10 protein-coding genes and 1 pseudogene are annotated in these 14,075 nt (G+C 63.5%); 3 read left to right on the top strand and 8 right to left on the bottom strand.

Going from position 1 to position 14,075, the window contains the following annotated elements; all coding sequences use genetic code 11:
* Positions 1–102 precede the first annotated feature (102 nt).
* The 5 genes from H5P29_RS11970 to H5P29_RS11990 all read right to left on the bottom strand — a co-directional run bounded on the left by H5P29_RS11970 (position 103) and on the right by H5P29_RS11990 (position 6,464).
* Positions 103–903 carry an alpha/beta fold hydrolase gene (locus H5P29_RS11970; RefSeq protein ID WP_067959194.1) on the bottom strand — a complete coding sequence of 267 codons (801 nt, stop codon included), beginning with the start codon at positions 901–903 and terminating at the stop codon, positions 103–105.
* Between the two features lie 131 nt (positions 904–1,034).
* Positions 1,035–2,804, bottom strand: coding sequence for a M48 family metallopeptidase (locus tag H5P29_RS11975; protein ID WP_154386835.1), 1,770 nt, complete (start codon positions 2,802–2,804; stop codon positions 1,035–1,037).
* 136 nt (positions 2,805–2,940) lie between these two features.
* Positions 2,941–4,608, bottom strand: coding sequence for a 2-isopropylmalate synthase (gene leuA / locus H5P29_RS11980; protein WP_154386864.1), 1,668 nt, complete (start codon positions 4,606–4,608; stop codon positions 2,941–2,943).
* Between the two features lie 388 nt (positions 4,609–4,996).
* On the bottom strand, positions 4,997–5,299 hold the full coding sequence (locus H5P29_RS11985; RefSeq protein WP_067959199.1) for a hypothetical protein: 303 nt from the start codon (positions 5,297–5,299) through the stop codon (positions 4,997–4,999).
* 82 nt (positions 5,300–5,381) lie between these two features.
* A complete protein-coding gene (locus H5P29_RS11990; protein ID WP_154386834.1) occupies positions 5,382–6,464 on the bottom strand; it encodes an AbrB family transcriptional regulator in 1,083 nt (360 codons plus the stop codon).
* Between the two features lie 185 nt (positions 6,465–6,649).
* Here H5P29_RS11990 and H5P29_RS11995 point away from each other — a divergent pair.
* From H5P29_RS11995 to H5P29_RS12005, 3 genes and pseudogenes are all read left to right on the top strand, one after another.
* Positions 6,650–7,682, top strand: a pseudogene (locus H5P29_RS11995) (Bug family tripartite tricarboxylate transporter substrate binding protein).
* A 263-nt stretch (positions 7,683–7,945) separates the two neighbouring features.
* Positions 7,946–9,097, top strand: a complete 1,152-nt coding sequence (locus tag H5P29_RS12000; RefSeq protein WP_185910342.1) for a multicopper oxidase domain-containing protein — start codon at positions 7,946–7,948, stop codon at positions 9,095–9,097.
* The gene (locus H5P29_RS12005; RefSeq protein WP_154386832.1) at positions 9,094–10,299 is read left to right on the top strand and encodes a ZIP family metal transporter; all 1,206 of its coding nucleotides are present in this window, start codon (positions 9,094–9,096) and stop codon (positions 10,297–10,299) included. Before H5P29_RS12000 ends, H5P29_RS12005 begins: the two co-directional genes overlap by 4 nt.
* On the opposite strand, the gene H5P29_RS12010 is transcribed toward H5P29_RS12005, so the two are convergent.
* The 3 genes from H5P29_RS12010 to H5P29_RS12020 all read right to left on the bottom strand — a co-directional run bounded on the left by H5P29_RS12010 (position 10,296) and on the right by H5P29_RS12020 (position 13,924).
* On the bottom strand, positions 10,296–10,592 hold the full coding sequence (locus H5P29_RS12010; RefSeq protein WP_067959208.1) for a putative quinol monooxygenase: 297 nt from the start codon (positions 10,590–10,592) through the stop codon (positions 10,296–10,298). The two genes, H5P29_RS12005 and H5P29_RS12010, sit on opposite strands and share 4 nt — an antisense overlap.
* A gap of 116 nt (positions 10,593–10,708) precedes the next feature.
* Positions 10,709–11,665 (bottom strand): cation diffusion facilitator family transporter, encoded by a 957-nt coding sequence (locus H5P29_RS12015; protein WP_067959212.1) that lies wholly within the window; start codon positions 11,663–11,665, stop codon positions 10,709–10,711.
* A gap of 69 nt (positions 11,666–11,734) precedes the next feature.
* The gene (locus tag H5P29_RS12020; protein WP_067959215.1) at positions 11,735–13,924 is read right to left on the bottom strand and encodes an anthranilate synthase; all 2,190 of its coding nucleotides are present in this window, start codon (positions 13,922–13,924) and stop codon (positions 11,735–11,737) included.
* Positions 13,925–14,075 lie beyond the last annotated feature (151 nt).

A 14,075-nucleotide genomic window follows, 5' to 3' on the forward strand; every position in this document is an offset into this window, starting at 1 on the left:
GGCGGAATTGTAACCTGCGTGAACTCATTTTCGCTGGCCGCCGAGGAGCTGAAAACGGTTGCCCTGCAGGTGCTTAGAAGCGGCAACGCATCACCTGGCAGATCAGCTGTCGCAGGCGGCAACGTCTGGCCGACGACGCTGGCGTCGGCGGACCATGCGGCTGACGATGTCGGCTACGAGCGCCGGCGTCTCCTCCGGCAGCATGTGACCAATTTCCAGCACATGGTGGATGAGGAAGCCCGAAGGCAGCGCGTCGGCATGGCTGTAGGGCAGCACGGCATCGTCCGTGCCCCATACCACCATCACCGGCATCGCCAGCGTCGCCAGGTTTTCGCGTGGGATCACGCCTTGTTTGTCTTCGGCGGTCATCGCCGCGGCAAAGGCGATGAGCTTTTCCGTCTGGCCGGGTCGGTTGCGCATCTCGGCAAGATCGCGGACCGTAGTTTCCGGAACGGTGCTGTCGGGGCTCGACATTTCGGCGAGGCAGGCGCGGATTTCTTCGGCGCAGGCGGCAGCCGCATAGCGCCTGAGCAGCGGGCCGTTGATCTCAGGGCCGTAGCCGCCCGGTGCAAGCAATGTCAGCGAGGCGACCCGTTCGGGATCGAACAGTGCTGCCAGCGTCGCCACTGCACCGCCCATCGAATGGCCGACGAAATGGGCGCGGTCTATGCCACGCGCCGCCAGATCGGCCAGAACGGCAGTTGCCGCCACCTTGGCCGAGCCGGCCTTGGGATAGTCGAGCGACAGCCCGTGTCCCGGCAGGTCATAGGCGATTGTGATGCATGCGCCATCTAGGTGGGCAACGACGTCGTCCCAGACACCGCCAATTCCGCCGAAACCGTGCAGCAGGACGACTACATTCTTGCCGCTTCCCCGAACGGCGGCATGGATGGGGTAATTCATTTTTGCTCAAAAGGTCGGATAGAAATTCACGAAAAGTTGTAGACTGAAAGTAGCAGGTTGTAAAACAACGTATGAGCGCCGAACGCGCAAATTTAGTTATGCAAGAAATGAGCAGAAAACGCCAGTGAGGCTCAGGTCTGGTGGCCGAGCCCGGCGGCGCGCAGCGCCTTGGTCAACGCCTTTGTCAATTCCGCCGGGTATTTGCCCTTGGTGAAGGTGGCTGCCGGGTCGTTCGCGAAAACCGGGTAGCGCGTCGCAATCTCCTTTGACAGTTCGGACGCCTGCTTGGTGTCGCCGACGAAGTTGGCGGCGATCAGGCGCGCTGCCACGTAATGCGGTTTCTTGTTCGTCGCCAGCGCGCTTGCCGCGCGGGCCGCGGCGTAGCGGTTGCCGAGCATGAATTCGCCCAGAAACAGGCCGTAGTCCCACCAGCCCGGATGCGCGCTGGCGCTTTCGACGGCGCGCTTCATGATCGGCACGCCGTCGCTGTAGCTGCCGCCGAGAATGAGCGCATAGCCATAGGATGCCGCCATGGTCAGGTCGTAAGTGTTGAGCTCATAGGCCTTGCGCATCCACCTGATGGACTCGGTGCGATCGCCGGTCCGCGTCTGCAGATAGCCATAGGCGCGATGGGCGTAGGGGCTGGTCGAGCCCATCTGAACGGCGCTGTGGGCCAGCGCGTAGGCGCCCTCGGTCGTCGCATTGGGCGGGTAGGGATAATTGTCGGTGACCGCTTCCAACTGCAGCGAGGCCAACTCGGCGTAGACGACAGGCGACTTGGCGCTGCGCTTGGAGAGGTCGTCCATGCACTGATAGGCGGCGCGGTGCTTGGTGGCGTTCTGGTCCATGTAATAGGCACCGCTAAGCAGCAGGCAGGCCGTCAGTCCGCGCTGCAGTCCGTTCTGCTCGATGAAACTGTAGATCATGCCGGAAGCCGGGATGGCCGAAGAGACGACGTCGGCGATGCGATCGTCGATGACATCAGGGCTGATCTCCTGCGGCGAGAGTACGCGCGACAAGAGGATACGGCCGCTGGCCATGTGCTGCAGCTCGACCAGCACCGATCCGGCGCTTGGGCCGGTATCGACGGTGAAGTCGAAATCGGTGGCATCGGCGCGCCTGACCGTATCGGACCGTTCGCGGGCTATCAGGTCGATGGTGTCGAAGCCGGACAGTGCCGTGCGCAGCACCGTTGCCACGCGCGCCGTCTGTCCGCCCTCGGAGCTCGAATGGATGTGCACGGCCGGCAGCTGGTCGACAGTGTCGTTGATGCTCGAAGTGGCACCGCGGAAGTTGTTCAGCCCGGCAACCTCGAAGCCGATCGGGCCGCCGATGTTGCGGAAGACAAGGATGCCGAGCATGACGATGACCAGCGCCATAGCCGCCCAGAAGTAGCGCAACTGCCGCTTGACGCTGGTGCCGGAGTAGGCCGGGCCGGCCTGAGCCTCCTCGGCATGATGCGGCTCGTTCTCGGCAAGGCCTGATTCGACCCGGGCCAGCACCGCAGTCGAACCGTTGTGCTGTGCTTCGGCGGGGCGAGGGGACGCTGGAGGAAACTCGGCGAGCGCCTCATAGGTCGGGACATAGCTGCCGCGCGGTATGCCGATGCGGATCGGATCGTTGCTGCCCTCAGCGGCATAATAATGTGCCAGAAGCTCGCGCAGGCGTCCTGCCTGAACACGGACGACGGCATCGGTCGCCGAATCGAACTCGGCGTCCTTGCCGAAGACGTCGACCGCGATGGCAAATCCCTTCAATCGCTCGGCTTCGCCGGCGAGCTCACGTTCGACAATATAGCGCAGCAGCTTGCGTGCCCGGTCGGACCGGCCAAAGGTCTCGCTGGCAACAAGCCGCTCAAGCGCTTCGCGCACTGCGGGGGCAGCAGGCGTGGAGGCAACCAAGTGTCGACCCTTTTCCAACCGGTACGAACGGCCTGATCATAGTCGGCTGGCGTCAGTGTACAAGCGCGCTCAGCAACGATGCACAAATGCCCCGCCCGTTATCCACGGGCGAGGCTTCTGCGGACTGCAGTTAGACTTATCTCGACACGATCCGGTTGGCTGCGGAAACCACAGCCTCAAGTGAAGCGGCGACGATATTCGTGTTGATGCCGGCGCCGAAGAGGCGTCCGGCCGGATGTTCGACTTCCATGTAGCAGATGGCGGAGGCGTTCGATCCGCGCTGGATCGAGTGCTCGGAATAGTCGAGCACCGACAGATCTATGCCGATGTGGCGGGAAAGCGCGTCGACGAAGCCGTCGATCGGGCCGTTGCCGGTGCCCTTGATGACGATTTCCTTGCCATTGTCGAGGATGGTCGCCTCGACGACCCGGCGGCCTTTCACCTCGGTGTCGGGGAAGGTCTGGTGATCGACGAACTTTATCCGGGCGCCCGGCTGGTCGACATAGCGCTCGAGGAACCGCTCGTGGATGCGCTTCGGCGACACTTCCTTGCCTTCGCTGTCAGTGATCTGCTGGATGTCCTGGCTGAATTCGACCTGCAGCGAGCGCGGCAGGTTGAGGCCGTAGTCGGCCTGCAGCACATAGGCTATGCCGCCCTTGCCGGACTGCGAGTTGATGCGGATGATCGCCTCGTAGCTGCGGCCGACGTCCTGAGGGTCGATCGGCAGGTAGGGCACTTCCCACAGTGGCTTGTTGGCGACCTTGATCGCCTTCATGCCCTTGTTGATGGCGTCCTGGTGCGAGCCGGAAAAGGCGGTGTAGACCAGTTCGCCGACATAAGGGTGGCGCTCCGGAATGACCATCTGGTTCGAATATTCGTAGACCTGCTTGATCCGCTCGATATCCGAGCAGTCGAGCATCGGGTCGACGCCTTGCGTGAACATGTTGAGCGCCAGTGTCACGACGTCGACGTTGCCGGTGCGCTCACCATTGCCGAACAGCGTGCCTTCGACACGGTCGGCGCCAGCCATCAGGCCGAGTTCGGTGGCGGCGATGCCGGTGCCACGGTCGTTGTGCGGGTGCAGCGAGATGATCAGGTTTTCGCGATTGTCGAGGTTGCGGCACATCCATTCGATCTGGTCGGCATAGATGTTGGGTGTCGCCATCTCGACGGTCGAGGGCAGGTTGATGATCAGCTTGTTGTCGGGCGTCGGCTTGACGATCTCGGCGACTGCATTGCAGATCTCCAGTGCGACTTCGAGTTCGGTGCCGGTGAAGCTTTCCGGCGAGTACTGGAAGCGATAGCCGCCGCCGGCCTTGGCGGCCATGTCGGTGATCATCTTGGCAGCGTCGGTGGCGATCTGCTTGATGCCCTGGACATCCTTGGCGAACACCACGCGGCGCTGCAACTCACTGGTCGAGTTGTAGAAATGCACAATCGGCTTGTGTGCACCTTCGAGCGCCTCGAAGGTGCGGGTGATCAGTTCCGGGCGGCATTGGACGAGAACCTGCAGCGACACGTCGTCGGCGACATTGCCTTCCTCGATGCACCAGCGGGCAAAATCGAAGTCGGTCTGCGACGCCGAGGGGAAGCCGATCTCGATTTCCTTGAAACCCATGTCGAGCAGCAGCTGGAACATGCGCGCCTTGCGGTCGTGGCCCATCGGATCGACGAGCGACTGGTTGCCGTCGCGCAGGTCGACCGAGCACCAGATCGGCGCCTTGTCGATGGTTCTGGACGGCCAGGTCCGGTCGGGCAGGTCGATCTTGTGGTAGGGCTGGTACTTAATGGCGGCGGACGGCATGCCAGCACTTCGGCCGGAAGCGGGAGTGGTCTTGCTCATTGTCGGTCTCGTTCTCTTGGCCGCCATGCACGACAACGCGCGCATGCTTCAGCGGTCTTAAATCAGAAATTCGGTTCTGTTGTGAAGAGCAAAGGAGCATATGCCTCGGCGGCAATTCGACCGCCGGACGCTCCCTTAACGAGCCCGGCGATCGCCGATAAGGCCGAGAAGAAGAAGAGCCGAGGAAAGGGCGCGCAGTGTCTCGCCCGCAAAAGCGGCCGGACGGGAGATTTCGTTGATCTTGCGCGACGACATGGCGCTCTCTTACAGGAGGCGCATGGACCGCGCAAGCCCGCCCGGCACGATGCGCGGTGCTGTATCCGGCCTTTCTGACGCAGTAGCTTCCGGATCAGGCCTTGTGCAGGCGCAGCGGGCTGACCTTCTCGCGCGTGATGATGCCCTTCGCCTCGAGATCGAGCTGCACCGCCTTGGTCCACCAGCCCGACTTGGCGCCGTCGGGATAGAGCTGCTCGGGCAGGCGGCCGCGCACGCATTCCTGCATTTCGGCGACGGTCATTCCAGGTGATTTCGCCGGCAGTACCTCAAGGATCGCCTGCTTCATCGCCTGGTACATGGCAGCATCTGCCGGCTTGGCCTGTCCGGGATGGTTGACGTTCTCGATGATGATTTTCGCTGGGGTATGAGATTCCATGTCTGCTCTCCTTCCTCGTCTGACGATCAAAGGACGAAAGCAGACGGCCCGATCCTACAGGGGCGAGGCCTTTTTCGGCCGCTCAGTCCTTGATCGCGCGAGCCACCAGCCGCGCCAGCGCCGGGCCAAACACCAGCACGATCAGAAAGCGCAGCATCTGCAGCGTCAAGACGAAGGACAGGTCGACGTCCTTGGAGGCGGCGGCGATGATGGCGATGGAATCCATGCCGCCGGGGCTGGTCGCGAGGTAGGCGGTCAGCGGGTCGACACCGAGGATGAGGTGCAGGCCAAAGGCCAGCGCGCCGCAAAAGGCCATCAGGGCGGCGATGGAGCCGACCACCTGAGGCAAGGCGCGTGCGGCGTGGCGCAGGATAGGCCGGGTGAAGTTGAGCCCGATCGACCAGCCGATCAGCGTGTAGCCGATGGCCAGCAGCCATTCCGGCAGTTGCAGCTCGACGCCGAAGCCGAGATGGACGACCGCACCAACCAGCATCGCGCCGACGAAGTAGGGCGAGGGGATGCGCAGAAGATGGCCAAGCGTGCCGCCGACAATGGCGACGCCGATCATCGCGCCGAATGCCGGCCAGGCGATATCAGGGAACCACTCGATGCCTGGCGCTTCGACGCCTGACGTGTCGACCCAGAGCCGTGCGATGACCGCGGCGGCGATCGAAACCATGATGACGCGCAGATACTGCATGAAGGCGACGAGCCGCGCGTCGGCGCCGAACGCGTCGGCCATCAGCACCATGGCGGTCGCGGCGCCCGGCGCCGACCCCCAGACGGCCGTCGTGCCGGGCAGCACCTTCAGCCGCGAGATGAACCAGCCGAGGAAGCTGCTCGCGGCGACGGTGGCGATGGCCGCACTCAGGAACAGCGGCCATTCGGCGGCGAAGGTGACGAAGATGTCTGCAGAAATCGAACTGGCGACGAGGCAGCCGATGAGTGCCTGCGCCGAAACGAAAAGCGGCCGCGGCACCCGCACCGTGGCGCCGCTGCTGCCGAGTACGATGGCGACCAGCATCGGCCCAACAAGCAGGGCGGCCGGCAGGTGCACGAGCTCGAACAGTCCGGCAAGCAGAACCGAACAGATGAGCAGCAGGGCCCATTGCACCAAAGGCTTCGTATCGGTGAGCGGAGCGGCAGGCTGCGGGTCAGGCTTCATGCCGTCGTCTTAGACCTATTCGGGATGATGTGTCAGCCCGTGTTGTCCGCAGATGCAGCGCCAGGCAACCCTCGTTCCTCTGCCGAACGTCCAACGTCGCATTGACAGCGTAGGCAAAGTTCATACGCTCGCCGCTCCACACAGTCGGCAACGAGGTGCCACCGCCAAAAGGGAGGTGCGTACCGATGACGAAATTCACCCGCCGCATGACATTGGCCCTCGGGCTTTCTGCTGCTTCGCTGCTGGCCTTGGCGCCGCAGGCCATAGCCCAGAAATTCCCGGACCGGACGGTGACCCTGGTGGTGCCCTTGCCGCCGGCGGCTCGACCGATGTCGTCGCCCGCATCATCGAGCAGAAGATGTCCGATGATCTCGGCCAGCAGGTCATCGTCGAGAATGTCGAGGGTGCCGGCGGCAACATCGGCGCCGACCGTGTCGCCCGCGCCGAACCGGATGGCTACACCATCCTGATGGGCACGGTTGCCACGCACGCGCTCAACCCCGCTCATCCTCAAGACCAAGCCCTACGATCCGGAAAAAGGATTTTACCCCTGTCTCGCTGCTTGTCGTCGTGCCCAATGTGCTCGTCGTCAACCCGCAGCTGTCGGTCAACAACGTGCAGGAGCTGATCGCGCTGTTGAAGGCCGAGCCCGACAAATATGCCTATGCCTCGTCAGGCAACGGCACGCCGCTGCATCTGTCAGGCGAACTGTTCAAGGCAATGGCCGGCGTCAGCATCCAGCACATTCCCGACAAGGGTGCTGGTCCGGCGCTGAACGACGTCGTCGGCAACCAAGTGCCGATCATGTTCGACAATCTGCCGTCCTCGTCCTCGCACATCAAGGGCGGCACGCTGAAGGCGCTGGGCGTCACCACGGCCGAGCGGGCGCCGTCCTTCCCCGACGTACCGACAATCGCCGAAGCCGGCGTGCCGGGCTATGAGACCTATACCTGGAACGCGCTGTTTGCGCCCGCCGGCACGCCGAAGGAGGTTGTCGATCGCCTGAATGCCTCGGCCAACGAGGCGATGACCGACCCGGCCGTCATCGTAGACGGAGCGGGCCGCCGTGCAGTTGTGACAACCGAAGTGCTTCAGTCGGGTATCGACGTCATCGGCATCGAGGCACAGCGCTGTCGTCCGCGAGCACTCCGAAGCGGATGCCGGGGCTCAGAACAGATAATCCGTTCAGCGGCTTGCCCGGAATTTCTACGATCCTGATTCACTGCCACTCTTCATATGACGGCGCGTGTCGCGGACGTATCGCACACATCGCCCCTCTGTACAGCTGTGCTTCTCAACCGGTTGCGCCGCAAGGCTCGGGCATTTCTCTCTCGCATGCTCATCGCCCGCAACTCGCCTCGCCACCGGATTATTGAGTCATCGCGTCAGTTTAGGTCCATCGGCTATCAATCAGATTCAGCTTGTACGCGGCCATTTGCAAGAGCATGATGCAAATCATTCGCATTTGCAAATGGCTCTGGATGGTTGAAATGCCGACATGGTTTGGGGAGCGGCTCAGCCGCAGGCTGGTGCTGGCAGGCGGTATCTGCACTGCGGGGGCAACGGCTGCAGGCGTCACAGCAGCGGTAGGGCAGGCGTCCCATGATGGCCATGCGGCCGGTGCCGCTCGGCCGCCTGCGAGCACTGACGCCTATCCGGCTCCGGCAGGTGACCATAGCGGCGCCCATGGCGCGATGGTTACCGTCGGCGAGGTCGACAGTGCCCGCAACGGCTTCGATCCGGCCAAGATGCTGACCGATTGGGATGTCGGCACGACATCAACCTTACCTGACGGGCGCACGCTCAGGACCTTCGAGATCGTTGCCGAAGACAAGGAAATCGAGATCGCGCCAGGCGTGATGTTCCCGGCCTGGACCTACAATGGCCGCGTTCCCGGCCCGGCCCTGCGCGCCACCGAAGGCGAGCGCCTGCGCATCGTGTTCAAGAACTACGGCTCGCATCCGCATTCGATGCACTTCCACGGCATCCACGCCGCGCGCATGGACGGCGTGCCGGGTGCCGGCCTGATCAATCCCGGCGATGAGTTCATCTACGAGTTCGACGCCAAGCCGTTCGGCTGCCATCTCTATCATTGTCACGCGCTGCCGCTGAAGCGGCACATCCACAAGGGCATGTACGGCGCCTTCGTCATCGATCCCGATCCGGCGCGCCACCCTGAGCAGGCCGATGTCGCCCGTTCGCGGCTCTACGGCTCGCCGGAGAATGCCGGCTGGCAGGAATTCGTCATGGTGATGAATGCCTTCGACACCAACTTTGACGGCGAGAACGAGTTTTATGCCGTCAACACGGTGGCGCACACCTACATGAACACGCCGATCCGAATTTCGAAAAACAAGCCGGTGCGGATCTACCTGATCAACGTCGTCGAATTCGATCCGATCAACTCGTTTCACCTGCATGCCAATTTCTTCGACTACTTCGACCAGGGCACGACATTGACGCCGACGCTGAAGACCGTCGACCTGATCACCCAGTGCCAGGCCCAGCGCGGCATCATCGAGTTCACTTTCGCCGAGCATGAGGCCGGCCTTTACATGTTCCATCCGCACCAGTCGGAGTTTACCGAACTGGGCTGGGTCGGCATGTTCGACGTCGTGGAGGACGTGGCATGAGGGACGCGCCCGTTTCCGAGACCGAAGCCGAACTGCCCGGCACGGCCGCGCCGCGCCGCGCGCTCTGGTGGATCATCCTGCCGCTGCTTGCCTTTGCCGCCGCGATCGCGGTTCTGGTTTCGACGAATCCGCTGGCGCGCTTCAGCAACGGCACGCCGCCGGTCGAAGACATCGCCTTCGAACGCGTCATCCTTGGCAGCGACGGCATTCGCGTCCTGGTCCGCGCCGGCGGCTCGGAGCCGATGACGATCGCCCAGGTCCAGGTCGACGATGCCTATTGGCAATTCACCCAGGATCCGCCGGGCCCATTGGCACGAGGCGCCTCCGCCTGGATCCAGGTGCCGTTCCCATGGGTGCTCGGCGAGGCGCATGCCATCAACTTGGTGACCAATACCGGCGCCACATTCGCCCATGACATTCCGGTCGCGGTGGCGACGCCCGTCGCCACCAGCTCCAGCCTGCTGTCGCAGGCGATCCTCGGCATCTTCGTCGGCATCGTACCGGTGGCGATCGGCCTGATGTTCTATCCCGCCCTGCGCGGCGTCGGCCGCAACGGCATGAATTTTCTTCTCGCCGTGACCGTCGGCCTGCTTGCCTTCCTGATGGTAGACGCCATTGGCGACGCCTTCGAACTTGCGGCGGAATCGGCTGCAGTTTTCCAGGGCAACGCCATGGTGGTTCTGGCCGCCGCGGCGAGCTTCCTGATCCTGATGGGAATCGGCCGGCGCAATGGCGCACCCAAGGGGCTGGCGCTCGCCACCTATATCGCCATCGGTATCGGCCTGCACAATTTCGGCGAAGGCCTGGCCATCGGCGCGGCGTTTGCGGCAGGCGCGGCCGGACTTGGCACCTTCCTGGTGATCGGCTTCACCTTGCACAACGTTACCGAGGGCATCGGCATCGCGGCACCTATCCTGCGCGAACGCATCGCGCTCTGGACCTTCGCCTGGCTGATGCTGCTGGCCGGCGGGCCGGCGGTGCTGGGCCTGTGGATCGGCAGCCTGGCCTTTGCGCCGCAATGGTCGGCGCTGGCGCTTGCCATCGGCGCCGGCGCGATCCTTCAGGTCATTGTCGAGGTGACAGCCATGATGCGACGCCGAGAAGGGCCCGAGGGCAACGGCCTGTTCAGCCCGGCCATCATGTCGGGCCTCGCTGCCGGTGCCGGTTTCATGTACCTCACTGCGATGCTGGTGAAGATCTAGCGCCCCAGTCCGAAGCCGCCGACCGGCTCGGTCTCGATGCTGGTGTCGAAGCCGGCAATGATCGGCATTGCCCGGCTGATCGCCGACTTGACCTCGGGCAGCTGCAGCGAGGCCTTGTGGCTTGCGCTGCTGTCCCAGACCTCGGATATCCAGATCGCGTCGGCGTCGGCAGGATCCCGGGCGACGACATAGCTCAGGCATCCCGGCATGGCACTGGTGCTTTCCAGCAGGATGCCGAGCAACTCGTCGCGTTTGCCTGTCTGCGCCCGCATCTTTCCGATCAATCCGTACATCTCAGGACCTCGCATCGCCTCGTTGCCTTGATAGAGCTTGCGTGGCCATGCTTGTCCAGCGGCGACAGTGATGCCGGCTGTTCAAGCCGACATCATCCTGACAAGCGGGTCGAAGTTCAGGCGAAGGGAACCGCCACCGTACCCTTGGGCAGCTTGGCTTCGTCATCCGGCTCGACATGGATGATGACGCGCACGGAGGGAATTTCCTCCCTCAGCGCGTCCTCGATGCGGTCGCAGATGACGTGGCTTTCGCCGACGCTCATGTCTGCGTCGACGACGAGATGAAACTCGATGAAGGTGGCGCGGCCGGCAATGCGGGTCTTGAGGTCGTGGACTTCGATAGCGCCCTTGGAGTTGGCCGAGATGATGTCGCGGATGCGCATGTGCTCTTCCAGCTCGACGGCGCGGTCCATCAGGCCGTTCATCGACGAACTCATCACGTGCCAGCCCTGCCACAGGATGTTGAGCGCGACGATGACGGCGAGCACCGGGTCGAGGATCGTCCAGCCGGTGGCGATGGCGCCGACGAGGCCAAGCAGCACGCCGGCCGACGTCACCACGTCGGTCATGATGTGATGGCCGTCGGCGACCATGGCTGGCGAGCGCTCGGCGCGGCCGACGCGGATCAGCATGGTGGCCCAGAAGGCGTTGATAACAGCGGCAACACCGTTGATGCCGAGGCCGAGCCATGGCTCGTCCGCATTCATCGGTACGCCCCAGCTGCGCCAGACCTCGAACAGGATCAGAAGTGCCGCGACGATGATCAGCACGCCTTCGAGCACGGCAGAGAAATACTCGGCCTTGTGGTGGCCATGCTGGTGGTCGAGATCGGCCGGCTTGTGGCTGACCTTGATCGCCCAGAAGGCAGCCATGGCGGCGACCACGTTGACGATCGATTCCAGCGCGTCGGAATAGAGCGCCACCGAACCCGTCAGCCACCAGGCCACGAATTTCAGCCCCATCACGGCGGCGCCGATGATGATCGACCAGAAGGCCAGTCTCGCGACGCGCTTCTTGGCCGATATCGGTTGGCTGCCGCTGGCTGACAATCCCTTCGTTTCGGTCTGGACCATGATCTCGCTTGATGAATGGTGCCCTCTCGCGGCTTGACGGCAGCGAGAGGGGAAGTTTGTCGATGTTGGCTAGGCCGCCTTGTCCTTGGCCTTGCGCGGCATGTGGGCAACCACGTTCTCTATCATGCGCATGCCGGCGTCATGGCCGAGCGTCATGATCGATTCGGGGTGGAACTGCACCGCCGCGATCGGTTCTTTCTTGTGTTCGAACGCCATGATGACGCCGTCCTCGGTCTCCGCCGTGACGACGAAATCGGAGGGCAGCCGCACCGGGTCGGCAAAAATCGAGTGGTAGCGGCCGACGGTCACTTCCTTGGGCAGGCCGGAGAAGACGATGCCCGGCTTAGAGATCCGGATGCGCGACGGCTTGCCGTGCATCGGCACAGCCAGCTGGCGCAACTCGCCGCCATAAGCTTCGGCCAGTGCCTGCAAGCCCAGGCAGACGCCGAAGATCGGCAGGTCGCGGTCTCGGGATTTCTTGATCGTCGCCGCCGTGTCGAAGTCCTTCGGCGTGCCGGGGCCGGGAGAGAGCACAACGAGGTCGGGCTTGATCCGGTCGAAGATCTCTTCCGGCACAGGCGAGCGTACGGTCGAGACGTCGGCGCCGGTCTGGCGGAAGTAGTTGGCCAGTGTGTGGACGAAGGAATCCTCGTGGTCGACGAGCAGGATCTTGACCCCTTCGCCGACGCGCGCGGTGGCGCGCTCGGTGCCGGGAGCGTTGCCGGTCTTGGCGTCGCGGATGGCGGAGAGCATGGCTGAGGCCTTCAGTTCGGTTTCGGCTTCTTCTTCCTCGGGAACGGAATCGTAGAGCAATGTGGCGCCCGCGCGCACCTCGCCGATGCCGTCCTGGATGCGGATGGTGCGCAGCGTCATGCCGGTGTTCAGGTCACCGTTGAAATGCACCATGCCGATCGCCCCGCCATACCAGGCGCGGGGGCTCTTCTCGTTCTGCTCGATGAAACGCATGGCCCACAGCTTGGGCGCGCCGGTGACCGTCACCGCCCAGGCGTGGCTGAGGAAGGCGTCGAAGGCATCCATGCCCTCGCGCAGGCGGCCCTCGATGTGGTCGACAGTGTGGATCAGCCGCGAATACATCTCGATCTGGCGGCGGCCGATGACGCGTACCGTGCCTGGCTCGCAAACCCTGGACTTGTCGTTGCGGTCGACATCAGAGCACATGGTAAGCTCGGATTCGTCCTTCTTCGAATTGAGCAGCTTCAGGATCTGCTCAGAGTCGGAGATGGCGTCGTCGCCACGCTTGATGGTGCCCGAGATCGGGCAGGTCTCGACGCGGCGGCCGTTGACGCGGACGAACATCTCCGGCGAGGCGCCGATCAGATACTCGCCTTCGCCGAGATTGATGAAGAACGAATAGGGTGAAGGGTTGATCGCCTTCAGCCGGCGCGAAATCTCCGACGGCACCGTCTCGCAGCGCTCGTAGAACATCTGGCCCGGCACGACCTCGAACAGGTCGCCGCGCTTGAAACTGTCCATCGCCCGGCGCACCAGTTGGGCATATTCGCCCGGCTCATGGTCGGCGCGTGGCGGAATGCGGTCGGACGCCTTGAACGGCTCGACGACGCTGTCCCGCGCGAGGCCCTCGGTCGAGAAACCCGCGCCGGAATAGTCGTAGCGGTCGTGCCAGGCCTTGGCCGAGTAGTGGTCGACGACAAGGATCTCGTCGGGCAAAAACAGCACCAGGTCGCGCTGGCTGTCCTTGCGCACCAGTGTGTGCTCGACCGGGTCGAACTGGAAGGCGAGGTCGTAGCCGAAGGCACCGTAGAGGCCAAGATTGCTGTCCTCCTCCGACTTGAACAAGGCAGTGATGGCGCGCAGCACGGTGAACACCGAAGGCACGCGCGACCGTTCTTCCTCGGTAAAGACGCGGCCGGGTGTCGCCACTTCCAGCGCGATCAGGCGCTTGCTCGTCTCGGTGATCGTCAGCTCTTCGAGCGGTGCGAGCACGGCGCGGATCACCGGCAGCAGCACCTCGCCGCGGCCGTTAAGTGCCTCGATCTTCATTGCGCGTCCGCGTGCCGAGATTACCACCGGCGGGTCGATGATGGCGGTGTCCCAGCGGGTGTAACGGCCGGGATATTCGTAGTTGGAGGAGAACACCGCGCCGCGCCGGCTGTTGAGCCCGTCGAGATAGGTCTCGATCGCGCCGTGATAGGCGGTTTCGTGGCGCTGCCGGGTGATCGACACCCCGCCTGACGTCACGTAGCGCTCGGCGCCGTTTTCAAGCAATTCCAACGTCATTCCCGTCTCCATCTCTTGCAGTGGGAGCGTCCGGAGCCTGGTTCGAAAAAAGCAAATGGCCGCCCGGAAATCCCGTTGCGGCCATCACAATCTTCACGCGCACGCGCTTCAAGAGGCCGCTGTCAGCTGGCCCGCCACCAAATGTTCTGGA

Origin of the sequence: Aminobacter sp. MDW-2 (assembly GCF_014250155.1) — a bacterium.
Lineage (GTDB): Bacteria > Pseudomonadota > Alphaproteobacteria > Rhizobiales > Rhizobiaceae > Aminobacter > Aminobacter ciceronei.

Excerpts from the sequence above, each read along its gene's own strand:
- H5P29_RS11970 (WP_067959194.1), bottom strand. The coding sequence starts at position 903 with ATGAATTACCCCATCCATGCCGCCGTTCGGGGAAGCGGCAAGAATGTA.
- leuA (WP_154386864.1), bottom strand. The coding sequence starts at position 4,608 with ATGCCGTCCGCCGCCATTAAGTACCAGCCCTACCACAAGATCGACCTG.
- H5P29_RS11985 (WP_067959199.1), bottom strand. The coding sequence starts at position 5,299 with ATGGAATCTCATACCCCAGCGAAAATCATCATCGAGAACGTCAACCAT.
- H5P29_RS11990 (WP_154386834.1), bottom strand. The coding sequence starts at position 6,464 with ATGAAGCCTGACCCGCAGCCTGCCGCTCCGCTCACCGATACGAAGCCT.
- H5P29_RS12000 (WP_185910342.1), top strand. The coding sequence starts at position 7,946 with ATGGTTGAAATGCCGACATGGTTTGGGGAGCGGCTCAGCCGCAGGCTG.
- H5P29_RS12005 (WP_154386832.1), top strand. The coding sequence starts at position 9,094 with ATGAGGGACGCGCCCGTTTCCGAGACCGAAGCCGAACTGCCCGGCACG.
- H5P29_RS12010 (WP_067959208.1), bottom strand. The coding sequence starts at position 10,592 with ATGTACGGATTGATCGGAAAGATGCGGGCGCAGACAGGCAAACGCGAC.
- H5P29_RS12015 (WP_067959212.1), bottom strand. The coding sequence starts at position 11,665 with ATGGTCCAGACCGAAACGAAGGGATTGTCAGCCAGCGGCAGCCAACCG.
- H5P29_RS12020 (WP_067959215.1), bottom strand. The coding sequence starts at position 13,924 with ATGACGTTGGAATTGCTTGAAAACGGCGCCGAGCGCTACGTGACGTCA.